Source organism: Hyphomicrobium sulfonivorans, assembly GCF_013306565.1.
GTDB classification, from domain to species: domain Bacteria; phylum Pseudomonadota; class Alphaproteobacteria; order Rhizobiales; family Hyphomicrobiaceae; genus Hyphomicrobium_A; species Hyphomicrobium_A sulfonivorans.
Genome location: NZ_PZPO01000009.1, coordinates 1 through 24,421, shown reverse-complemented (window position 1 = coordinate 24,421; position 24,421 = coordinate 1). Strand labels below are relative to the sequence as shown.

The following is a 24,421-nucleotide window of genomic DNA, read 5'->3' as shown; positions in this document are numbered from 1 at the left end:
ACGGCGAAGCTGTGCCCGGCGGCCACCCGCATTGAACACCAAAATTGTCAGGAGACGAGATGACACGTGACACCTTTACCGGAAAAAGGGCGCTGATCACCGGAGCGTCAAGCGGAATAGGCGTTGAGTTCGCGGAGCTGCTGGCGGCGCAGAAGGTCAATCTTGTACTGGCGGCACGCCGCCGCGAACCGATGGAAGCACTCGCCGCCGATTTGCGCCGCAAGCACGGCGTGGATGTTGTGGTCGAGGCAATCGACCTAGCGGCACCAGGCGCAGCCGCCCGCTTGAAAAGCAGCCTCGACGAACGGTCGATATCGATCGACATCCTGATCAATAACGCCGGCTACGGATTGCAAGGCGATTTTCTGGAAACGCCGATTGAGCGCACGGTCGATATGATCCAGCTCAACGTCACCGCGCTTACCGAACTCAGCTATCTTTTCGGGCGGGACATGGCCGAACGGGGCTCTGGTCATATCCTCCTCGTCGCCAGCTTGCTGGCGTTTCAGGCCGTTCCCACCTTTGCGGCTTATGCCGCGACGAAAGCCTATGTTCTGAACTTTGGCGAAGCGCTGCACGACGAGGTTCGCTCGCGCGGCGTGGTCGTGACCACGCTGTGTCCCGGGCACACCGCGACGGGCTTCGATGCGGCTGCTGGCGCTACCGTCTCGCCCTTGCTGCGTCTGCTCACGATGAAGGCGCGTCCGGTCGCCGCGAGCGGGATCAAAGGGCTTGCACAGGGCAAGGCATCCATCATCGCGGGGTTGTCGAATAAAATGGCGGCGTTTTCAAACCGCCTGACGCCGCGTTCGATGCAACGCGCCACGATGCGAAAGATCGCCGGAGCGTAAATGAAGCGAAAGGGCGTGGCGGGTGAAGGTGGAGTGGCCGGCTCGCATCGAGCCTCGGTGGCGTCTGTACCGGTCGCAACAATTTCATTGCTCCGGCTTGCGCTCCAATAGTTTCAGCGAGGATCTAGCTTAAAATAGGTGCTGCTTTCGCCTCATCGATCCCAGACGCAGCCTGTCTCGCAAGGCCTTGCGCGGCGGACTGGGAATCCTGGAACTCCTCGAGCGCGTGCACTTTGCCCCATCGCAGATGGAACACATGCATGCCACGGTTGATGTATGGGCTGCCATCGAGGAGCGTGGCGTTGGCATTCCACTCTGCGAAGACGGCTGTATTCCACGGCCAGCCCGTCACCGTGATCCGGCGCAGATCCTTGACCTCGTTCGTAGAATTTGATCATGCTACTGTTTTGGATCTGTGGGGGAGATGCTAACCTCCCGCTGCCTTGGATGTAGGCGTCGCAAGTGCAGGCCATTGTCTGTAGAACTTCATGTAGAACATTTGAAATGAGGGTGCTCGAAAAAGGGTGATTAAAAACAAGGGGTTGGAGTCAATTTTTTGATTGAGTCGTATCTTACCTGCGGAGCCGATACAACTTCCATTTTGATGATAAACACACGCCGCTAAACAGCATGAGGTGCCGAAGCTCGTCTCAGATTGAGCGAGCCGTTGTATGGCTTGAAGACTCGCGTCGCGCTTTATGGAGAGCATGTCTGCTTTGCGGGTCGAAAACCTCCTCAGCCATCTTTGCGAACATTGCCCACGAGCATCCGTCCCTCTGCACATATCTGCGCGCTGATCGCGATCTTGATGCCATGACAGAGCTGGCATCGTGTTCTGACCCCCATCAACGCCGCTAAACAATTGCAGCCGCGGGCAATCGCCTGCGTTTCCCGCTTCCGTTTGCTGCCTGATGTTGGCGCACGCTGGCGCCGTTGTGTGGGCGCCCGACAACACCCCTCCACCTGAATGTTTGCGAATTTTGTCAACTTCTTGCGCTGCCCCCGGGCGCGAGATATGTCGATAGTTGGTAACTAACCAATTGTTTGCGTAGAGGGCGTTTTGGTATGCGTTTGAGTGGCGTTGGGCGACGCGGCGTAAGCCGTGATCGCAGAGTTGTAGCTTGGCTGGTTTCGGCCTCTGTCACGGCCCTTCTCGCAAGCACCGGTGCTTTGGCACAGACAGCCGACAATGATGGCGATGCCATCGCGCTGGAGCCGCTCGAAATTTCAACGCAGCAGACCAAATCCAAAAAGCGCGCGGCAGCACGCACGAAGCCTGCGCAAAGCGTAGTCGTAACGGCGCGGCGCATTGAAGAGCCCGCGCAGGCCGTGCCGTTCGCGGTGACGGCGGAAACCTCCTATGATCTGCAACATCAGGACATTGAGGATACGCAGGAACTTGCGCGGCGCATTCCCAACTTCAACCACGCCGACTCCGGACTGTTCTTCGCCAATCTGACCAACATGCGCGGTATCGGTTCGTCGTCGGCGCTGATTTCGCCATCGATCAACTATTACATTGACGGCGTGCCTGTGCCCGCGCGCCTTTTCGACATGCCGTTTGGCGATGTCGAGCGCGTTGAGGTGCTGCGTGGGCCGCAGGGCACGCTGTTTGGTCTCAATTCGCAGGCCGGTGCGGTCAGCATCGTCACCGGCGATCCGTCCAAAACGTTTGGCGGCACCGCGGGCGTGATTATCGGCTCGCATGGCCGCAAGGAAGCGGATGTTACGCTTGAAGGGCCGGTGACGAATTCCGTTTCGGGGCGGATCTCGGCTAAGCTTTACGACTACGACGGCGATCTGACGAACGTGCTGTGGTCGGCGCCCGGCGTCGTTTCATCGTCGGACGAGGTTCTTCGTGCACGGACCTATGGCACGCTGTCGGGCAAGCTTCTGTTCGAGATTGATGACGACCGGCGACTGACGCTGTTCGGCAACTGGAGCCGCGATCGCCAGAACCCCACCACAGGTATGTGGCTGGACGATCCGGGCTTCCCGCGCAACGCACTCAATCCCATTCCCGAGCTAGAAACCGAGGCGGCAACGGCAGGCGCAAAGTATGAGCAGAACCTGGGCTGGGCGCGCTTCACGTCGATAAGCGCCATCACGGGTTACGATACAAAAATGGAAGCCGACATTGTTGACGGCTTTTTGGGACAGGCACAATCAGGCGCGCCGGGCTTCATGCTGCAGGCGCCCGGACTTAACGTGCGCCGTATCGACGAGGACAGCACACAGCTTAGTCAGGAGTTGCGCCTAGACGGTGCCACTGCCGGCGTGCGCTGGGTTGCAGGGCTTAGCGCGCTGTGGTCGAACTTCGATAGCACCACCGACATTACCAGCCTTGCGCTGGCGAACGGCAGCTATCGCGGGCAAATCGAGACCACCAACCTGGCAGCGTTCGGTGAGGTCACGGTGCCGTTGGCGCAGCGTTTGAACTGGATCGGCGGTCTGCGCCTCTCCTATGAATCGAAGGACTTTGACGGGCAGTTCCTGGGCCGTAACGGTGCGCGTCCCCAGTTCGATGAGTCCGGCAATGTCGACTATCTTTTCCTGACCGGCCGTACGGGGTTGTCATATGAGCTTGCCGATAATCTGACGGCATTCGCCACCGTTGCACGCGGCGAAAAAACCGGCGGCTATCTGTTCTACAATCAGTTCGCCGCGCTTGGCATTCCGTTGCAGCCCTACGGAAGCTCGACCACCTGGTCGTATGAAGCCGGCGTCAAGGGCAGCCGCCTTGCCGGTGGTAATGTCGATGTTGCAACTTCGGTGTTCTACAACGATACCGCCGACGAGCAGCTTTTCACGTTCAATCCCGTGCTGGGACGCTTCTCCGTGCAGAACGCCGATACGCGCACCTATGGCGCGGAACTGGAAGCCGTTGTCAGGCCGATGCGCGGTTTGAGCGTTGGCACCAACCTAGCGCTGCTCAACACCGAAATCACTAGCGGCAGCGCGCTCATTCTCGGCAACGATGTGCCATATGCACCTTCGTTCAGCTCCATGTTGTTTGCGGAGTATCGTTGGTCGACGCCAATTTCTGGCAACTCCGGCGAGACGTTCGTACGTGCCGAATATGGCTACACCAGCTCGCGCATGATTGATCCGGCCAACAGCCGCAAACTGAGCAGCTATGAGCTGGTGAACCTGCGCGCCGGGTGGCAGGGTGAGCGCTTCGAAGTATTCGGTGCGGTCGAGAACCTGCTTGATGAAAACTATGCGACGTCGGGCTTCCAGGCCGGCACCGACACGAGCGGTCGACCGGTGTTCGCCGGCATTTCAGGCGAAGGGCGGGCATATATGATTGGCGCACGGACAAACTTCTGACATGAGTGGCTTCCGAATTTCCTCACTTCCGTTGCTGTTTGGGCTGGCTGCAAATGCGGCCGCCCAGGCATTTCTGCTGGTTGTGCTGCCGGGGTTGGGTCGCGACCTTGGTTTCTCTGCCATGGAAACCGGATTGCTGCTGGGGCTTGGCGCTCTTGTGTTGCTGATTGCAGCACCGGTCTCGGGCGGCATAAGCGAAACCCGCGGGCGCCGGTTCGTGCTGTTGAGCGGCCTGTTCGGTGCTGCGCTCGGCACGTCGCTGATGGCAGTCATCATCGGCCTGCGATTGGCGGGCGATCTGGAGCGCGAAACGGCACTCATCGCGCTGTTCGGCGCGCGCGCGTTGCAGTCACTGCTTACCGGCGGACTATTGCCCGCAGCGCAAGCCTGGATGGCGGATCGCACCACAGCCGATCAGCGTGCCGAAGGCATGGGCCTGCTAGGTGCTTCCTACGGCATTGGCGCGATCGTTGGCGCAGCTTCGGCATTCAAGGCCGGTGGCTCGGCGCCGGTTGAGGCTTTGGTGGCGTTGGCCGTGGCTGTCGCCGTTGGCTTTGTGCTGGTTCTTTTGCTGATTAGGAACGTGCGGACCGAGCCGCTCAGCCCGATAGTACGGATCGGCTTTCCGTTACGACTGATCTGGTCAAATCTGATTGTGACGTTCCTGGGCATTTGTGTTTACGGCGTTATGCAGCACGTTACGGCGCTGCGTCTTGAGGACGGTTTCGGTTTGCCGCGGGCGGATGCCATCTCGACGGCGGGCGCGGGGCTCATGACCGCAAGCATCGCTATGGCTGCAATGCAGATCTTCGGCCTCCGCATCATCAAGCTGCGTCCCGCACTGCTGCTGTTGCTGGGTGCGATGGCTGGCGCTTTGGCCATGCTTGCGGCGACCCTGGCAGTTGACGTGCCGATGCTGCTCATCGCGCTGGGCGTATTGGGTGCCGGGCTCGGTCTGCTGCTGCCGAGCAATCTGGCGTTGTTGAGTTTCATTGCCGGGCCGGCGGCGCAGGGGCGTGTGGCGGGCGTCAATGCGATTGCGCAAGGTTTGGGGCTGGCGGCCGGTCCGATAGCGGGTGCAGCGCTGCATAAGCTGGCGCTGTCCGCGCCGTCATTTGCAGCGACGGTTGCGTTGGCCGTTGTGGCCTCCATTGCGGTGGTGACTGTATTCCGCCGGGGGCAGGCAGCATGAACGCTTTCCCCGACGCGGCTGCGAAGATCTATGACGACAACATCGTGCGCCTCGTGCCGGGCTATACGCTGGCGCTCGATCTTATGGGATCGATCCTGGCCGCGCAGTTGTCAGGACCCTCCCGCATTCTGGTGCCCGGTTGCGGCACCGGTTCTGAGATACTGGTGATCGCAAAGTGTCTGCCCGAGGCGCGCTTCGTCGCCGTGGAGCCGTCGGCTGGCATGCTGGATCTGGCGCGGCAGCGCATCGCGGCGGCAGGGCTGTCGGAGCGCGTGGAGTTTGTCTCCGGCTACCTCGATGACGTCGGCGGGCAGGGCGCCTTTGACGCCGCGACGGTTTCGCTGGTGCTGCACTTCCTGCCCGACGATGGCACCAAGCAGGCCTTTCTTACAGGCGTTGCACAGCGGCTTTCGGCCAACGCGCCGTTGCTGCTGCTTGATGCGCCGAACATTGCGTTTGACGAATCAGCCTTGCGGCAATGGCTGCTGATGCAGCACGGTCCAGGCGTGCCGCCCCCCGATGCCGTTATCAAACGCATGCAAACCTTGTGGCACCGGGCAGCCCCCGAACGCATCGCGGAGCTGCTCGCCCGCGCGGGTTTTGCCGAGGAAGAAACCTTCTTTCAAACCCTTGGCTATGTCGGCACCAGCGCCCGCCGGCGCTTGCCATCTGTTGATTAAATGGTTTTCCTGTGATCCTCGGCCTTTTGTTCTGTTCCCGTTGGAAGCTAGAACGGAGCTAAGGTTGGGAGGGAAGCTTTTGGACCATCAGGAGCCGTCGCGAAAGCAACTCATTCTCGATGCCGCCTTGGACATCATCGAGCATGAAGGGATGAAGGCCCTTACGCAGCCGCGGATCGCGAAGGCCTGCGGGCTGAGGCAGTCGCATCTCACCTACTATTTTCCGCGCAAGGCCGATCTCTACATTGCACTGCTTGAAGCGTCGCATATGCGCGCTGAAGCTAAAGCGGCCCGCAAGGTGCCGCTCGAAGGATTGCTGGTTGCGCTGTTCTTCGATCCGGAGCGTATGCGCTTTTTTCTCTCGATCATCCTTGAGGTGGGTGACGATCCGGATCTGCAACCCATTCTGCAGGAACATGGCAAGGGGCTGTGCGTTGCCATCGCCAGACATCTGGGGCGGCCGGATAACGATCCCGACGTGGAATCTTTCGTCAATGAAATGCGCGGCGTGGGTGTCACCAATCTGATGTCCGTCAAGCCCGTGAAGAACGGCGCTGCAGTTATGCGCAAGGTCGCGGCGCGCCACGGGCTGAAGTTCGGCGGCAAATAATGCGTTGCGCTGAATTGCGCGCTCTCGATTGCATCATCGGCGCGATGGCGATGCCTCGATTGGTTCCGGGTTCCAAAATGACCGGGCAGCGACCATGCCTGTCGGCAGCAGTCGTCTAAAGCGCTTCCAGAAATGCAACCAGTGCAGCCCGCTCCGCTGCTGTCAGCTTGAATGATTTCAACTGCGGAGATTTCTTGAGCGCCGCGTTGAACTGCGGCTTGCGCTCATCGGCAACGGGTTGCCGCTTGCCCACGCTATCTATTGCGGCCTCATAAAACCTGACCAAGCCCTCCAGGCGCGGAAAGACACCGTTGTGCATGTAAGGCGCTGTGCGCGAGACGTGGCGCAGGGACGGCGTCAGGAATTTGCCGACGTCCTCAATTTTTCCGGTCACGTTGAAACGGCCGAGATCTTCCAGCTTCCGATTGAAGAAGCTGAGGCCGATGTTGTGAAATCTATTGTCGGACAGCAACGGGCCGTTGTGGCAGTTGGCGCAGCCCGCCTTGGTGCGGAAGATGTGCAGCCCCCACACCTGCGTGTCCGTCAGCGCCTTCTGGTCGCCGCGCAAATAGCGATCGAAACGTGTCGGCCGCTCCAGCGTGCGTTGGAACGCGGCGAGCGCCGCAACAATATCTTCCGCCTCGAAGCTGTTGCCGTCGCCCTTGATGGCGTTGATGGTAGCGCGATATGCCTCCTTGGCATTGATCCGCGCCACGACGCCATCGAGATTGTCGTTGGCCATTTCATGCGCGTCGGTCAGCGGGCCGAGCGCCTGGTGCTCCAGTGAGCCGCTGCGCCCGTCCCAGAAGAACGTCGATTTGTAGCCCACGCTGAACAGCGGCATGGCATTGCGCTTGCCCTGCGCCCGGCCGTGACCGAACGATGTTGGCAACGCATCGCCCCAACCGAGGCGACGGTTGTGGCAGCTTTGGCAGGCGATATGTCCAGATGCGGAAAGGGCAGGGTCTTCGAACAGATCGTGTCCCAGGCGGGCCAAAGCGAGTTCGCGATCCGTTGGCGCGGGGTGGATATCCAGCGCGGCCATTTCCGTGAAGTCGGCGTCCGCAAGCAAGCGCGGCCGTGGCCAGTCGTTCGGCGGCTTTGCATACGCGTCGCGCAGATAGGCCAATTCAACGGCGGACGGTTGCGATGGAAAGTTCGCATCCAGCGGAACGTCAGGCGGCAGCAGCGCGTAGGCGAGCGAGCCCGCAACGCAGATGGCGGCGAAGGCAATCGCCCCCGCCACCAGCACTTTGAAACGTGACCGCAGTCCGGTGCTTTCTGTTTGGGTCATGTGTCAGAAACGCAAGCCCGATTCCAGCCAGAAGCTGCGCCCGATCATCCACGGATTCTCGTAGGTGGCGATGGCATTGCCGGGCGTGTTGAAGATGTTGTTCACGTGGGCTTTGATGTACGCCTGTTCGGTCACAGCAACATAAGCCGCAAGATCAACCTTCAGCACAGCCTTGAACTTCCTGTCGTCGTAGACATCGTGCACGCGGTCGTTGAACATCACGTTGGTGCCGGTGTCATAGACGCCCTGATAGCCAAGATTGTATCCGGCACTCAGATCGACAACCAACATGTTGTTGAACCAGTTGGTAGATAGGGTTCCGCCGATGCGCACCGGAATATCCAGGTTGCCGGTGACGTCTACAAAGCTCAGCGGCGTGTAGGATTGCCCCTTGTAGAGAATGAACACATCACTCTCGTCGTCGTCGACGTAGGTGCCACGTGAAATGTTCTGTTCGGACCAGGTCGCGCCGACTGTGAAGCCAGCTCCGTTGAGGTACTGTGTCGGCAGATCGCGCCAGAACTTCGTGTATTCAGCTGTTACTGAGCGGTAGAAGCTTTCGCCGTCGTTGGTGAGGGTTGTGCAGTTCGATCCGCAGCTTGCCGAGGTGAACAGGTCCTCGCCGTGACGTTCGGTGTAGCGCAGACGTGCGTTGCCGTTGAGCAGCGGATCCCGAACGCGCAGCGTGCCGGTATATTCGTCGTTGAACGGCGTATCGAGATTGAGTGATTTGAACCCATACCGGCGAATGGTGGCCGGCGGCGTCCAAGTTGAACTGACGGTACCATTAGCAGTGTGGCTACGGGTATAGGCCAGAGAGTAGGGCTGTGAGTCGCGCAATGCATAATACAGCGTTTCGCCGATGTAGTAGCGATTATAGCCGCCGGTCAGGCTGATGCCATCGAACGGCGATACGGTGGCTGCAAGGCGCGGTGCGATGTTCACGTTCTTGAAGTAGTCTTCATAGTCGAGGCGTGTGCCGGCGCGGACGTTGAACCAACCGAGCGTCTGGTCGATCTCGGCATAGCCATGCAGGGCATTGACAGTCTCGGAAATTTCGAAAGCAGGCGACACGGTTTTGATGCGGCCGTACTGGTCGCTTGTGCAGGCGTCATCGCCTGCTGGACAGAAGAATTCACCACCTGCGGGGCTTTGCGTTTCGCCGGTCGATGTACGGACCGAGGTATACCAGACAAACTCGTCTGGCCGCGCGCGCCGTCCATCAATGGTCTTGGCTTCGCCACCGATCAGGAAGTTGCCCAGGAAGATGTTGCCACGAAGCTGGGCCTGCACACCATAATCGGTTTGGCCGGTCTCTTTATTTCCGTACCCTCCGATATTGCAAACTGTATTATTTGATAGCTGACGCGTTGGATCTGTCCCCAACGTTGAAATCGGATCAGACTGACACCAGTCTGCGTAGTCTTCGGTCGAAAAGGTTTCGCCCCATGTGCCGTTAATCGGCTTCACGCGGCGCTTTGCGATCCAGGAATAGGCGACGTTGCTGTTGGTCTCGTTCAGCGTCTCACTATCATTGTAATAAACGCGAGACTTCAAGGTCACGTTGTTCAGACCTATATTTTCGTTCGCAACGTTGGTTAGTGCGCCAAGATACTCAAGCTGCGTCGACGAAGTGCGCGTCGCCACGTTCATTTCCATGTCGCGCCAGCTCATGGACGTCCAGACCTGCTGATAGTCGGTCAATGAGGTGTCGAAGGTGAAGCGGCCGATGTCGGTCTTCAGTTCAGTGGCGAAGCGCAGGAAGATATTTTCGGAGTCTTCGGTGGAGACGCCGTTGAAGTATGTGTACTGCTTCTGGCGCGTGGTATCGCCTGTCTTGCGGCTGGCCTGAACAATGAATGACAGGTCGGTCGTGATTGGTGCGCCGATGGAAGCTGCCAGGCTTTCTTGAGTGAACTTGGGCGCCGTCTTGCCGAGCGGGTTGGTGCCCGTCGGAGTTACGTTCAGATAGTCCACCATCTCGTGGGTGTGACGCCGATACGAAAGCGACGCACGGTATCGGTCAGTCGGTGGGCGCGCGAGATCATAGATCACGACGCCACCCAGGAACTCGCCATATTCCGCCGATGCATTGCTGTCGATGATTGTGGCAGTACCGATGAAGTCGGACGGCACGAACACCGTTTGCGGATGCAATCCATACATGGAATTTAGATTGGGGTTACCGCCGGTGTCGCTGTTCAGCGCGTCGGTGTTAAATGGGTCGACTGCGCCGGTTACGTTGTTTGTCGAGACGCCATTGACGATGAAATTGTTCTCATAGGTCTGCGCGCCGTTGATCGACAGCAGCAGCGGCCGCGTATCGATGGCCTGATAGCCATTGATGCCGGCGTTGTCGTTGGCGTCATTCTGATACTGCACGTTGGGCAGATTGCGCATGAACGTGTTCGCGTCGCCGCCGCCATCGGTGCGCATATTCACGCTGCGAGTGTCGAACACGGTCATGCCGGTGTCAGCCACAGCGCCACCGAGCACGACGCCGTCGAGTGGCTCATCGGAAGAAGCTGCGGCGTCGCCGGAGCCCTGCGATGCAAGAACGCCTTCATCAGCATCTGCAGAGCCGCTGCCGCCACCGCCTGTGCTTTGCTTCTTGGCCTTTTTGGCCTTCTTCGGCTTATTGCTGGTGCTGACAACGAGATCGGGAAGAGGCACTTCGCCAGCCGGCGTCGCCTGCTGTTGCGCGGGTGCTTCCGATCCGGGAATTTCCGACGCTGAATTGTCTTGAGCCAGTGCAGGGCTGACAGCCAACATAACGCACGCAACAACGCCCACGGGAAAACCCGCGGCAACACACTTCGACATTGATCCCCCCGAAGGACGCAAAACAAACTTCTGGCTGGGATACGAATGCGAAGTACGACCGACGCAACGCTTCCACTGGCTCGTACGCGCAGCGAAATCTGGCTGCGTTAGCGAGCACGATAATTAAATGTTACTTTATGAGTCAAGTATGATGGCGGCGTCGCAGCTGACCAACGTCAGTGTGTCGCGTTTCATCGCAAGGAGCGCGGAACGTTCAGGAAAATTTCGCCGCTAGGTTGCGGCTGGTGGGCGAGTTGTCAGCGTACCGGCTAAGTGCTCGAGATACTGCATATCGGCGATTACAATCCTGTCACGCGTGCCAGGCAGCAGTGCGTTCTTCTGTTTCAAGCTCTTCACGATACGGCACACGGTTTCAACGGCGAGGCCGAGATAGCTCGCCATATCGGTCTGCGTAATGAAAACGCGCTCCAATGGCCGATCTTTGGTAGCGGGTGGCAAAGTCAGAATGAACTGGGCAACTAGCGATGCCGCCGACGTGCGCGGGCGGACTCTTGCCTGCTCCTGCATCAACTCCAGTCTGCGGGTCAGCTCTTTGCCAATCCGCTGCTGCAATTGGGTTGAGCCAGCGATGGCTTCCTGACGGATGGCAGTAACGGCGGTGCGTGTCAGAGAAGATGCGCAGCATCCATAGGTGGCACCGGATACCAGTCCGAGCAGGGCGCCTTCTCCGGCAAGTTCCATAACCTCTCGGTTTCCGTCAGATCCCGTTCGGTGAACGATGACTGCGCCGGAAATCACGAAATAAATCGTGTCGGCCGGGTCATCCTGCTCGAAGATCGATTGCCCTTTTGAATAGACGATGCTGATGACCCGGTCGGAAAAGAATTCCGGCGTAGGTCCAGCGGAGGCGGGGAGCATGGACGAGGCTGTGCAGCCTCGCGCCTGCGTCCGCCCCCTTTCGGGATCGTGAGATTGCGACATTGAATGTGTGTCCACCTATGGCCGCAGCCTGTCGATGGCTCGACAGAAACGGCGCTTCGTCAGTCAACGATTGAAGTCGTTTCAGATGAAGCGGATCGGCGGCGCGCGTGGATTGGCAATGAAGTCAAAATGCGTCGTAGTGCTGGAGCTGTCAGCACACGCTATGGCAGCTTTTGCAATAGCCAGCGGCGTTGCTGCGACTTCCGCAGGAGCGGCCAGAACTCCGGGTGCCGAAATCAGTAGGCATGCTTCGCATCTTGCCTGCTGGCTTGCCGGTGACTGATCCGAGCCATCGACAGGCTGGACGCAAAGGATGGGTAGAGAGCCATCCGGCAGAGCGAAAGCCGTGAGATCCTGAGCAACGTATTGCACTGGATGGTGCGCAAGCGGCAGCAGGAGCATCGCCAGACTATAAAGGCCGACGAAGATCAATCTGGTGGTGCTGAGGCAGCGCAGGCTTCGCATGTGCGCATGGTAGTCGTGTTTCGTTCAAACCGTCAATTTACCAAAGCGGGAGCCAAGCATAAAACAGCGGCAGAGTCGGCGGATTGAATTTGGTCAAGCCGGTAGCGCATGGCGGGGCGACGCTTTGACGGCGGTCAAGCAAGCATCCGCTCAAAGCTCGACGTCTTGTAAGGAAATGAGCCGCTTTTCGTAAGAATTTCCAGGCTAACAGTCTATTGACCGTGCCGATCAACTAGCGCCAACGTAAGACATGCGCGCGTTTCGCTCTATCATCGCAACCCGGAAGGTTCTGCTGGCGCTCTATGTGCTGGCGGTGACTGCGATTGGCTTCGCGCACAAGCCTGCTGTTGCGTCCAAATCGTTGGACGCAGCATTCTTTACGTTGCCCGACGGCACGCTCTCGTTCCTGTGTATCACTGCAGGGATTGGCGGCCATTCCGGTACCCATGCCGCATCCCCATGTGAAGCCTGTTTGCTGGCAGGGGCGCCGGGCCTGCCGGCACCGGCTGGCCTGAATGTTTGCGCACCCATGCTGGTGCGTACGCTGGTCCCTCAGAACAGCACGCGCGTTGTGCGTTGCAGGGGCGTGCACGCACAGGCAAGAGCCCCGCCAGGGTTTTCAAACATTTGATACTTCAAATGCTGCCGCGCTTAGCCGGCAGCTCTCGACGGCGTGCTCCGGTTCTGGCCGATTTCAGTATCAGGCGCTTGATGCGCGTTGTCTCAAGACTGCGGCCCATCGAAAACGGGCAACTTGTACAAGGTCAATAGCAATGAGAACGGTCGTAATCGCAATAGCTTCCAGCCTGCTTCTGGTTGGCGGAGCTTCGGCACAGGATGTCGCCAACGGCGAGAAATTGTTCCGTCGATGCGCGCAATGCCACGATATCGAAAAGGGTGTCACCAAGTTGGGCCCGACATTGAAAGGTGTTGTCGGGCGCCCTGCAGGCTCGGTGGAAGGTTTCAAATACAGCAAGAAGATGCAGGAAAGCGGATTGACCTGGGATGAGGCGACGCTGACAGAATTTCTGCATGATCCCAAAAAGAAGGTGCCTGGAACGCGCATGATCTTCCCGGGCATGAAGGACGACGCGCAGATCAATGATTTGATTGCCTATCTGCAGTCGAAGTCCTGAATGGGCGGTCGGACACCGGACTGAGCGCGATTGTCCACAGCGGTATCTGGGTGCTGCATCTCGCATGAGAGGCAGCACCCAATCTGCCTGTGCGATCGAACCATCGAAGTTTCTCGCAAATAGTCGTTTAGGGTCTGCTGGCGCGATTGCCGGATTTCCGGACGCGCTCCTCATCGTTGCGACCCGCGCCAGCACGTTACGCAGTAACCGCATCACGTTGTCGTTGCAGCGTCGTTGGAGCTGACCAGATCCGCTCTCACGTCATGTTACTTTGCTGACACACGAGCACGCATAAATCCTCGCAAGCCGAGGTCTGCGTTGAACGCATTCACGCTGTCGCCTATCGCTAGGTAGGTGAGGTGTAGTTTGTGTAATGCGTAACCGTTGGGCCATAGTTGTAGCGTTTGCATTAATCTTGCGCAGCCTTTTGGCGCCGGGGTTGATGCTAGAGGCTGGCCCACAGGCAGGCACATTCACCGTTGTCCTGTGCTCCGAACATGGCAGCATCGTTCTCGACCTTGACGGTGACGGTCGCCCCGTTCCGTCCACGCAGAAACAAGCGGGCAGCTATGCGTGCCCCTACGCGGCGTCTTCGCCGCTGGCGTTGCTGGCAGCGCCCACCATCGTCGACGCGCCATCAATAATTGCGGCGGACGATGTCATTGTTGTTGGCGCTGTCGCGCCCGTTGCCAGACATGGACTGCCCCAGCCAGCGCGCGGCCCACCCCGCGCCTGAACTTCCTTCGAGCACTGTAATCACGCGCTGAATTTGACGGAGCCAAAGCACGTTGTGCCTGTGGTTCTGTCGCCGACGCCGCATGCATTCCAATTGACGACCGCGTTCGCGCGGGCGGACGGGTGCGCGCGCTCAGCGCATAGCTCATGCGAATTGCGAGTTTGTATTATGAGTAAACGCTTAAGAAGCACCGCGGTGTTGCCACTGTCGGTTGCCCTCACCATCGGCGCTATGCCTTGCGGAGCGCGGGCGCAGCAGACCGAAGCGGAACAGGGGACGGCGCTGCCCGCCGTGACTGTCGAGGCCCCGGCGGCGCCGAAGGCAAAAAAGAAAGCCGTCAAGAAGCAGCAGTCGGTCAGTCCGACACCCATTGCGGCACCTGTCATCGATGAGCCGGAAGCTATGACACCGGCTTCTGACGCATCACCGGTTGAAAACGTACCGTTCGCCCGGCAGCAGAGTGTAAACGCGCAAAGCACGCTTGCGAGCAACGACTCTGCGCGGCTGTTCCAGAGTTTTCCCGGCATGAGCTTCCAGACCGGCGGTGGCGTATCATCCTTGCCGTACCTCAACGGCTTCGGTGACGACCGCCTGAAAGTTGTCGTGAACGGAATGACGCTGACGTCTTCGTGCGGCAACCACATGAATCCGGCGCTGTCGTATCTCGATGCCTCCGCCGCCGGCAACGCTTATGTCATTGCCGGCATCACGCCGGTCAGCATGGGTGGCGACAGTCTTGGCGGCACGTTGGCCGCAGAGTCGGCACCGCCGCGTTTTGCACTGGCCGGTGAAGGCTTCACCGCGGGCGGCCGCATCTCCGCCAACTATCGCAGCAACGGCCATGGCCTTGGCGCATCCGTGCATGCTTATGCGGCGACGGAGGATGCCAGCATCGCCTACACCGGCTCAACCACCAGTGCGCGCCAGTACAAGGACGGCAACGGCCGCACGGTGGATTCGACACAATACAAATCTACCAACCACTTGCTGCAGACCGCAGGCCGGTCGGGCAATGATCGCTTCGGCGTTGATTTCGGCTGGCAGTCGATCCCGTATCAGGGCTTCACCAACCAGTACATGGACATGACCGATAACAAGAGCTTCTCGGTCAACGCCTACTACAAGGCCCAGTTCGACTGGGGCTTCGCTGAAGCGCGCGTCTATCGTCAGGCGATCCGTCACTCGATGGAAATGCTGGAAGACAAGGCGAGCCTGGGCTGGGCGATGCCGATGGAAACGCGCGGCAGTGACACCGGCTATGACCTCAAGGCCGGCGTCAATCTGGATGCGAATACGCAGCTACGCGTTGGCCACGAGTATCACCGCTATCGGCTGGATGACTGGTGGCCGCCGCTGGCTGGCACCATGATGGGCCCGAACACGTACTGGAACATCAATGGCGGCGAGCGGGATCGCGTAGCTGTGTACGCTGAGGTTGAACAGCGTTGGACTTCTGCCTGGACTTCGCTTGTCGGCGCACGATTTGACCGCGTCACATCCGATGCCGGCGACGTGCAAGGCTACAGCCCCATGATGTACGGAGCTGACGCGGCTGCGTTCAACGCCCGAAATCATCGCCGGAACGACAACAACGTGGATCTGACCGCGACGGCCCGTTACGTGCCGGACGCTACCCAGGCATACGAGTTCGGCGTTGCGCGCAAAACGCGTTCACCCAATCTCTACGAGCGCTACGCCTGGTCAAACGAGTCCGGCATGGCCGGAACGATGGTGAACTGGTTCGGAGATCTCAACGCCTACGTCGGTAATCTCGACCTCAAACCCGAAGTCGCTCACTCCGTCCGCGCCAGTGCATCCTGGCATGACGCGGATCATCGCGACTGGCACGTCAAGATCTCCGGCTATTTCTCTCATGTCACCGACTACATCGGCGTCGAACTCAACCCAAATGCCTATATGGGACCACCTGCGGGCAGACGTGCGTTGCGCTTCGTCAATAATGAGGCACAGCTCGGCGGCGTTGATATCGAAGCGATGAAAGCGCTCGGCCACTGGTGGGGCGATTGGAACATCGGCGGCACGTTCAGCTATGTCGTCGGCCGCGATCTCGACAACGACACCTACCTCTTCAACATCATGCCCGCGAACGCGCGCATCGCGCTGTCGCACACTATCGGCAACTGGACCAACGTTGCCGAGGTGCAGGCCGTTGCCGCCAAGAACCGCATCGATGAAGTTCGAGGTGAAGGACGCACAGGGGCGTTTGCTCTGCTCAACCTGCGTTCCAGCTACGCAATGGACGGCATGCGTTTCGATGTCGGCGTCGATAACGTCTTCGACACCGATTACGAACTGCCGCTCGGAGGCTACAGCGCATTTTTGTACCGCTACAACGCGGCAAACCTGGCTGGTGCCGGAGTGCATGGTCCCGGACGCAGCTTCAACGTCGGGCTCACCGTCGATTTCTGATCAAGCTTGAAAATCAATCGCCGCCTGCGGGCGCGACATCGAACAGGATTATTCCAATGCGTACCATCATCAGCACCATCGCAATTGCCGCCGTCACCGCCATCGCCACGCCTGCACTGGCGGACGGATATCACTATGGCAGCGTGAAAGACACGCCGCGCGTCACAGCGCACGACTGGAGCGGATTTTATGTCGGCGCCCATGTCGGTTATGGCTGGGGGACGGGCGAGAGCTTCGTAGCCAATCCAGCGCGCACCACGAGCTTCGGCGCATCGGTTGACACAACCGGATTTATCGCCGGCGGTCAGGCAGGCTTCAACCTGCAACTCCATTCGCTGGTCATTGGTGTTGAGGCAGATATCTCGGGCAGCGATGTCAGCGGCGATACTCAGTTCACGGGGTTCTTCGCACCCAGCACGACCGATGCGGGCTACGATGTGAACTGGCTGGCGACGATCCGCGGGCGCCTCGGATTCACCGCCGGAAAGTTTCTCGTCTATGGAACCGGCGGTGTCGCGTATGCTGACATCGAAAGCAACTTCCAGGTCGGCGGCGGCGCTGGCCGCCCAGGCGGCACCTTCTCTGAGACGCGGCAAGGCTACGTCGTTGGCGGCGGACTCGAGTACGCCCTTTCGCGCAACATTTCTCTAAAGGCCGAATACCTGTACATCGAGCTGGAGGACAAGGAGTATCGACTGACGAGCGGTTGGTTCGGCTCCGACCTGACGCTTGAAACGGCAAGGATCGGTGTGAACTACCGCTTCTGATCTGACCACCTGCCGAACGCTTACAAGACCAACGCAAGCAGAAAGGAGGCCCATAATTGGGCCTCCTTTTTCGTTTCAGCACGCGTCGGAAAATCCGGTTGCGTGGGTCAGCAGCGCGGAGCGGTGCTGATGTCAACCGCTGCGCTCTCTCGGTGCGAATTGATTGGGATGCACGCGACGCACCGACTGGGCGGGTCTGCTAAGAGCCTCGGTAAAACAGTGATCAACGCGAAGCGAGCGCCTCGCGTTGATGCTGCGAACGTCACCACCTGTATTGCACGCCGCTGTAAACGGCGCGGCCAGTTCCCGGATTGAAGAGTTCCATGTTGGGAGTGGCATTGCCTGCAGTAATGGTAGTGGCGATGTAGTGCTTATCCAGCAAGTTGCGGCCGTCGACGTATGCGGACCAGCCCTTCTCCTGCTCGAAGCCGACGCGGAAGTTCAGAAGCGCGAACGGGTCGATCTTCAGCGTGTTGGCGTTGTCAGCATAGAAGTTTCCGCCGACCCATTCGACATTTGGGCCGGCATAGAACCCGCTCGTGTGCCGATAGAGCACTTCCGCGCGGAGATTATGCGGGGCAACGCCAGGGAGGTTGTTATTGCCCCAAACCGCGTCACCGTCGAAGAAGAAGTCGTTGTAGGTATAGGAAACGTTCAGCCACACGCTATCATCAAAATCAAAGGTCGATTGCAGAACAGCAAGCCCGAAGCCCGCTTCGATGCCTTGATGCACCGTCTTGTCGGCGTTTGTGAGTGCGCAGGGAGCGGTGAACCAGGGCATGACAATCGTCAGGCACTGCAGCTCGTCGTCGATCTCGGCGCGATAGAGCGACACGTCCCAGATAAAATCGGACCTACGTCCGCGTGTGCCGATCTCGTACGTGGTAGCGGTCTGCGCTTTGATGTTGAATGCGTTCGCATCGAAGGTCGGCACCTCAGCGCTGCGCGATATGTTGCCGAAAACCTGCCAGTTGGGATCAACATCCCAAAGTACGCCAACCTTAGGACTCCAATTGTCATATGTGCTCGATCCGGAATTTACTCCGAGACGGTCGCGCTGATCACGAACGGCGTGGGAGAACTGAATTCCAGCAATCAGCGCAACATCCGGCTGCACATAGAAACTGTTTTCGGCGTAGGCTGAGTGGTTCTTAGCTTTCCAGAGTTGCGATGTCGTCATCGCGCCTTTCACGCCGCCGGTTAAGTTTGCGTGCTGATAATAGTCGGTCGTTCCGTCGAGAATACCGGCGCCGACGATGAGGCGGTTGCGGAAGCCGCCAATCAGACGATCATCGGTCGCGCGAAGAAAGCCGCCATAGTCCGATACGTTATAGTCAACGTACTCATAGATTGGATGATCGACACGGCGTTGATGGGTGAACGCGCCGAATTCCAGTGTCGTGCCGTCAAGACGCACAGTGGTCTTGTTGGCAACCCGAATGGAGTCGATGTTGCGCTGCTGGTTCTGCCGCAGCCATTCTGGATGTGCGGCTTTGGGGGAGTTCAATGCGGCGGCCTTGCTGACCTCGCCGGGCAGCTGACCATCCCAGGTATTGGCGTTGATGTAGAAACGCGTTTCAGCGTTCGCGGATAGACGATAGCCGAGATTGGCGTTGAGGCGCACCATCTCCTGCCGGCTATGTTGGCGATATCCATCCTCACGGTAGCCCGAAAGGTTGATGAAGTAGTCGACCGGCCCCGATACGCCGCCACCGTTGATGGTCGACTTTATAAATCCGAAACTGCCGACATCGACGCGAACACCGAACGCGTCGGCATCGTATCCTGTTGGCGTCACAAAGTTGATCGCGCCGCCAAGCGAGTTTGAGCCATATCGCAGCGCGTTTGCGCCTTTGAACACTTCGACATATCGGTAGGCGCTTGGATCAACTTCGAACAGATCGAACAATCCGTCCGACGTGTTGATCGGTACACCGTCCATGTAGGCATTGATGCCGCGGTTGCCGTAATTTCGGGTCAGGCCCGACCCACGGATCGACAGGCGCGCGTCAGGGCCCCACTTCTGCTGTACGATCACACCGGGAACCCAGCCTATCGCATCTTTGACAGTGTTCGCGGGCGTGTTGCGGAACTGGGTGTCCGGTACGATTGTCACTGCGCCGGGAATACGCTGTATCTCAGCTATCGCTTCGGCAGTGTCGGGTACGGTCAGGCTGCCGGCGCGGTTGGCCGGCGAACCTGACAGACCGCTTTCAGGAGCGAACGCCGGTGAAGGCGCTGCAGCAGGCTGTGCCTGCTTCGCTTTGGACTTCGCGGTCTTCTTCTTTGTTGGTTTGGCTGGTGTCGGAGCAGCGGTTTGCTCCACCACGACTGGCGGAAGCGGCACGGCTACGTCCGCCTCCTGGGCGTGAACGCCACCTGCCAGACCTATCATTCCTCCAACGGCCATCGCTCGCACGATGAACCCGTCAATTCCCCCGGACATTTTACGCAACTCCTTGGAACGCAACGCTACAGATCGTCCGCAGTCAGAAACTGCGGCAGCCAATAAACAGGCGTGGGAGCGTAGGCAGACGCAGTGCGGGCATCATCGTGACCGGAGATCGAACGTCGGTACGCTCAGGAGAGATGCGGAGGCCCGCGGCTACGGGGGAGGGAAATTTTGCGATTGAGCCCGACATCTTGGGCGACTGTGAGCGCCGCCTCACTCTGCAGCGGCGCGTTGAGTGTGATCGCGTCGGGAGGCAGTAAGAACAGGGAAAACGAGGCGAGCCCCTGGCAGATTGGGCAGTTGGCCTCGGGACTGTCGGTGTCGGAGCCGTCTGGCGTGCAAATTGCCGCGTTCAGTAGAGCTATATCAGCTCTGTGTTTATGCGCGGCAAACTGTGCAGCGATATGGCCCGGAACAAGGTACGCATACAGAATGGTGCTGAGCAAAGCCAGCACCACCAAGTAGCCTTTATGCGCACTCTTTACTCTACCGAACATGGGCACAAATCTAGAGGCCATTGGCTTTCGGCTCTAGGGCAATCGGGTCACACTGCAAGGCAACAATGTGGTGAGTCCGATACGAACGCGCATCTTCACGGACCGGACGGATTGAAGCTCACGAAAGCCGCCCTTGACTTTTTTCTCGTTTCGCAGAGTGCAAGATAGCCCCCGAAGCACTACGACGAGGGCGCAATGTCAGCCAATCCCCCGCCGAAACGCCGCCGCAACATGGCCCCCAAGCGCGCCATGAAGGGCCCGCCGACGATCAACGGCCGGCCGATGACCGAAGTTGAGCGGTTGGAGCTATCTGCCCCTTGCGCGCGCCGCCCAAGGCGGCGGCCACCGCGTTCGTATTGTTGACCGCGCCGGCAGCCGTGACGGCATCGATGCGCCGCAGGATCTCCTCATGCGGCTTGCTGACCAGCTCGTGGGCCGGCAGGTAGGCCACGCCAAGGTTGCGGGCTATCACCCGCGCTTGATCCACGCCAACGGGCGCCGCCGGGTTCCCGGTGGCAAGCGCCTGCCAATAGGCTTCGAGTTGGGCGTTGAGTTGCTGGACCGCCGGATAGGCGCGGATGCCGGCCGGATCGTCGGCGACCCGGATGCCGGTGCTTCAAGCCTCCGTTTACGGAGAACATCAATGCTCTCTAACACAGCATGGCTTAGCGTTGTGCGTTTCGTCTTGACGGCCTCAGCTTGGGCGACGATTGCTGGGTGCCGGTGGTTACAACAAGTCGGTCAGTATGGGCTTCTGGGACAATCGCCCACAGCCAAGCGCCGGTGACACCATTGAAAACTTGCGCACAGCGCAAAAACCTTGGCGGAGTGGAGCGCGGGGCGGTTGAATACAGGGCGATCGGTTGGCGTCAAATCATGTGCCGTGCGCCTGTCCACGCATGAGAATGTTTGGCGACGATCGGATCATCCTGACAATGAGCGCTTCTGACCCAATCCCGGCCCTGGCCTTTAGTCAGCGAAGAGCGATTCAGTTTCGCGACGCTGATAGCATGTCCGAAGCGTTGGCGCGCGGCAGCTCATTGGTCATGAACCATCGGCCGCTAGAGCCCGATGGCTTTTTTTGCGCCCACTCTGCGGTCATCAAAACCCGAAACATAAGGCTGGTCGCGCTGGCTTCTTCGGCCTTCGTTTTGGAGGCCAAGGACGCGCCGAAAGGCATTCTTATGCTGCCAGTCTGCGGGTTTACGGTGACGCGGCGGGAGAGCCGAACTTTTGAATGGGGCGCGGGAAAAAGTGCCTTGTATCTTCCGCCTGGGGGCTGCAGCGCTCAATCCACGGCCCGTTCAGTTGTCGGCCTGGACGTTGATCCGACTGCCTTTGACAGGGTCATGCTTGCAATGCTCGGCGGACAGTCTCCGCCCCGGACCACCGCATTTTCATTTGCAAGACCACTGCCAGTCGAGCTGATGCGTAATCGCATCGACTTCGGGAAAGCGATCCTGAGCCTCATTGCTACGCTTGACAGTTTTGAGGGCGACGAGACGCTTATCGAGCGATCTGGCATCGATGACGCCATCCTGCGGACTGTCGCCCTTCTTCTAAACTTCGAGCAGCTGTCGGATGCGGCGGTCGACGCAAAGGTTCCGCGGGCTATGGTTCAGCTGGCCTGCGAATACATTGATGCCAATCTGACGAACCCGATTTCGCTGACTGATCTTGAATTTCTCACTGGGCTCTCCCGTCGAAGCCTGCAGTACGGCTTTCGCGCGGCCTTCGACCGCACGCCGATGCAGTGGGTGGCGCAGCGTCGGCTGGAGGCCGTTCGTCGGCAGATCCTTGAGGCGCCCCCGGGGGCGAACCTCACGATGATTGCGGGAGAGTACTTCGCCAATCTGGGTGAGTTCGCTCGCATGTACCGACGTCGCTACGGCGAGCTTCCGTCGGCGACTTTGAAGCAAGCCCTGGCCAAACGATTGCGTTCATAAGGCGTTTGACGAAGTTGCCCGAACGGGCGTAATAGACGAAGGTATGAACGCTGAGTATTGCCCGCTTTAGCGGTGCTCCTTGGACACCTTTCTGCGTCCCGTAGCGTTACATTTGCTGAGTTGCGCGATGGCGATAGTGCCTTCGTTTAGACGATATCAGTAACGCAAAGAATCACCATAGTTTCAATAGTGTGCATTGTACGAAAGCGAGCGGATCGACCGTTCGCTGTGCGCTGCGAATGGCGCTCGACGCTGATTTTCCGGCGGCGCGGTCGTTTAGCTAGCGGCTTACCGTCTGTGGCGTCCCTCAGAGTCGGCTCATTTATCCGCCTGACGCGTCCTTTGAGCGTAGCACCCGTCACACTTTTCAAAACAGGATTCAAGCATGCGCAGCGCCCTGCAACGCCGCATCTTAAGTACGTGCTCCAGCGCTCTCGCCATCACAGCGATTTTGAGCGTTTCGCCAAACGGGCACGCAGCCGATGTGGTGATCAATGGAACAACTGAGACGTCGCCACCTTTCAGTATGAATCCGTCTGATGATTTGCTTGTCGGCACGACGGGAACCGGCGCGCTCAACGTGATCAGCGGCACTTTTCAGGTCAACTCCGCGGTTCTGGGCACATCGGCATCAGGCAATGGCACGGTAACCGTCAGCGCAGGGGGCGCATTCGGTGGGCCGGGTGCAAACTTCACCATCGGCGATGCGGGGATTGGTGCGTTCTCATCGATTGACGATACGACGGGCTCTTACAACTACTCGGCGCTCACCGTTTTGGGCGCGCAAGCAGGCTCGACAGGTACGGCCACGCTCTCTGGCTCACAGGCGGAATGGAACATCACTGGCAACCTTACGATAGGTGGTGCGGGCACAGGCACGCTGACAGTGAGCAATGGCGCCACGCTGAATACGTTACCGGCGTCAAACGTAGTCATCGGCAGCGCCGCCACGGGCGTCGGAACTGCGACGATCAACAATGTGAACTGGTCGGCCTCCAGTATGCGTGTCGGAAACTTAGGCTCCGGAACCCTTATCGTTGAAAATGGCGCGGACCTCGTTGTCGGTAGCGGTGGCCTGATCGTTGCTACAGACACGGACTCTACCGGTCGACTGGATGTGACCGGCATCGGATCGAGTGTTTCGTCCTCGGGCCCGACTGTTATCGGCCAAACCGGTAACGGCACCTTCAACTTGTCAGCCGGTGCGACTGCCACTTTCACCGGTACGTTCAGTGTTGGGACGACTGCCACCGGTGTTGGTGTTGCCAACTTCACCGGTGCCGGTACGACGGTCACAGCTACGTCGGTCATCTCGGGCACGCGAGGGAACGGCACGCTCAACATTCTTGATGGCGCAACACTGACAAGCACGAGCGCAGGTGTGGGTTCAGCATCCGGTGGTACCGGCAGTGGTGTTGCGACCGTATCCGGCGCCGGATCCACATGGACCAATACCGGCAGTGATTTTCAGATCGGCTTCGGCCCATCAACCGGAACGCTCAATATCGAGAACGGGGGTTCAGTCGTTACATCGCAGGCTATGACCCTGGGCTGGAGTATTCTGGCGGCCCCCGGAACGGTGAATGTGGGTGCGGGGTCATCGCTGGACGTCGGCGGCGCATTGACGATCGGCCGAGCCGGCACGGGTGTTATGAACGTGACGAACGGTGCCTCCATTGATGCGGGGACTGTGTATATCGGCCGGAACGCAGGGGGCGTAGGTACGCTCAATATTTCCGGACCGTCGACCGTTTGGGCTGGTGGGCCAACATTCTATGTCGGCGACAATGGCACCGGCACGATGAACATCTCGGACGGCGGTCAAGTTACAGCGCAGGACCTTCGCGTCGGTGGCCAGGCCGGCAGTGTGGGAACTCTTATTCTGTCAATGGGAGCGACCGCAACGACTGTCGGCAACTTTATGCTGGCCGAACAGAGTGGCAGCGTTGGAACGCTGGTCTTCGGCGCGGCTTCGGGTGACGCACCCGTCGCATTTGGCACGCTCAATGCTCCAACGATTACGTTCGGCAACGGCGTCGGCAGCATTGTCTTCAACCACACGGGCGATTTGAATTTTGCGCCAGTGATATCGGGCGGCAACTCCAACTCCGAAATCAACGTGCTCGCCGGCAAGACGAATTTCACCGCGAACTCGAATTCCTTCGGCGGCACCATGAATGTGACCGGTGGTACGGCCTACATCAACGGCAACATGGGTAACACTCAGGCCATCGTAAGTGGCACCGGCACGCTCGGCGGTAACAATTGGA

At 59.2% G+C, this 24,421-nt stretch carries 15 protein-coding genes and 1 pseudogene; 11 read left to right on the top strand and 5 right to left on the bottom strand.

The window, feature by feature from the left end; genetic code table 11:
• The first annotated feature begins 59 nt into the window (after positions 1–59).
• From C6Y62_RS16005 to C6Y62_RS15985, 5 genes are all read left to right on the top strand, one after another.
• Entirely contained in the window at positions 60–851 is a 792-nt protein-coding gene (locus tag C6Y62_RS16005) for an SDR family NAD(P)-dependent oxidoreductase (protein ID WP_173954776.1), read from the top strand.
• A gap of 1,170 nt (positions 852–2,021) precedes the next feature.
• The gene (locus C6Y62_RS16000) at positions 2,022–4,181 is read left to right on the top strand and encodes a TonB-dependent receptor (protein WP_173954775.1); all 2,160 of its coding nucleotides are present in this window, start codon (positions 2,022–2,024) and stop codon (positions 4,179–4,181) included.
• Position 4,182: 1 nt separating this feature from the next.
• Positions 4,183–5,373, top strand: coding sequence for an MFS transporter (locus C6Y62_RS15995; protein ID WP_173954774.1), 1,191 nt, complete (start codon positions 4,183–4,185; stop codon positions 5,371–5,373).
• Positions 5,370–6,053: a class I SAM-dependent methyltransferase gene (locus tag C6Y62_RS15990; RefSeq protein ID WP_173954773.1), complete on the top strand. Its 684-nt coding sequence runs from the start codon at positions 5,370–5,372 to the stop codon at positions 6,051–6,053. The genes C6Y62_RS15995 and C6Y62_RS15990 overlap by 4 nt, the downstream gene beginning before the upstream one ends.
• A gap of 79 nt (positions 6,054–6,132) precedes the next feature.
• Positions 6,133–6,663, top strand: coding sequence for a TetR/AcrR family transcriptional regulator (locus C6Y62_RS15985; protein ID WP_173954772.1), 531 nt, complete (start codon positions 6,133–6,135; stop codon positions 6,661–6,663).
• Positions 6,664–6,778: 115 nt separating this feature from the next.
• Here the strand turns inward: C6Y62_RS15985 and C6Y62_RS15980 are convergent, their stop codons facing one another.
• From C6Y62_RS15980 to C6Y62_RS15970, 3 genes are all read right to left on the bottom strand, one after another.
• Positions 6,779–7,957, bottom strand: a complete 1,179-nt coding sequence (locus C6Y62_RS15980) for a cytochrome-c peroxidase (protein ID WP_173954771.1) — start codon at positions 7,955–7,957, stop codon at positions 6,779–6,781.
• Between the two features lie 3 nt (positions 7,958–7,960).
• On the bottom strand, positions 7,961–10,780 hold the full coding sequence (locus tag C6Y62_RS15975; RefSeq protein ID WP_173954770.1) for a TonB-dependent receptor: 2,820 nt from the start codon (positions 10,778–10,780) through the stop codon (positions 7,961–7,963).
• 231 nt (positions 10,781–11,011) lie between these two features.
• On the bottom strand, positions 11,012–11,659 hold the full coding sequence (locus C6Y62_RS15970) for a Crp/Fnr family transcriptional regulator (RefSeq protein ID WP_173954769.1): 648 nt from the start codon (positions 11,657–11,659) through the stop codon (positions 11,012–11,014).
• 1,301 nt (positions 11,660–12,960) lie between these two features.
• On the opposite strand from C6Y62_RS15970, the gene C6Y62_RS15965 reads away from it, so the two are divergent.
• The 4 genes from C6Y62_RS15965 to C6Y62_RS15950 all read left to right on the top strand — a co-directional run bounded on the left by C6Y62_RS15965 (position 12,961) and on the right by C6Y62_RS15950 (position 17,256).
• The gene (locus tag C6Y62_RS15965; protein ID WP_173954768.1) at positions 12,961–13,323 is read left to right on the top strand and encodes a c-type cytochrome; all 363 of its coding nucleotides are present in this window, start codon (positions 12,961–12,963) and stop codon (positions 13,321–13,323) included.
• Positions 13,324–13,696: 373 nt separating this feature from the next.
• A complete protein-coding gene (locus C6Y62_RS15960; protein WP_276510060.1) occupies positions 13,697–14,059 on the top strand; it encodes a DUF2946 family protein in 363 nt (120 codons plus the stop codon).
• 168 nt (positions 14,060–14,227) lie between these two features.
• On the top strand, positions 14,228–16,489 hold the full coding sequence (locus C6Y62_RS15955) for a TonB-dependent receptor (RefSeq protein ID WP_173954766.1): 2,262 nt from the start codon (positions 14,228–14,230) through the stop codon (positions 16,487–16,489).
• A gap of 56 nt (positions 16,490–16,545) precedes the next feature.
• Entirely contained in the window at positions 16,546–17,256 is a 711-nt protein-coding gene (locus C6Y62_RS15950; RefSeq protein ID WP_173954765.1) for an outer membrane protein, read from the top strand.
• 262 nt (positions 17,257–17,518) lie between these two features.
• Here C6Y62_RS15950 and C6Y62_RS15945 read toward each other — a convergent pair whose 3' ends face one another.
• Both C6Y62_RS15945 and C6Y62_RS15940 read right to left on the bottom strand, forming a co-directional pair.
• Positions 17,519–19,702 carry a TonB-dependent receptor family protein gene (locus tag C6Y62_RS15945; RefSeq protein ID WP_173954764.1) on the bottom strand — a complete coding sequence of 728 codons (2,184 nt, stop codon included), beginning with the start codon at positions 19,700–19,702 and terminating at the stop codon, positions 17,519–17,521.
• 771 nt (positions 19,703–20,473) lie between these two features.
• A complete protein-coding gene (locus C6Y62_RS15940) occupies positions 20,474–20,677 on the bottom strand; it encodes a hypothetical protein (protein WP_173954763.1) in 204 nt (67 codons plus the stop codon).
• Between the two features lie 463 nt (positions 20,678–21,140).
• Here C6Y62_RS15940 and C6Y62_RS16550 point away from each other — a divergent pair, with 463 nt between their 5' ends.
• On the top strand, positions 21,141–22,151 hold the full coding sequence (locus tag C6Y62_RS16550; RefSeq protein ID WP_246274842.1) for an AraC family transcriptional regulator: 1,011 nt from the start codon (positions 21,141–21,143) through the stop codon (positions 22,149–22,151).
• Positions 22,152–22,677: 526 nt separating this feature from the next.
• A pseudogene (locus C6Y62_RS15930) lies at positions 22,678–24,421 on the top strand (hypothetical protein); the annotation flags it as partial.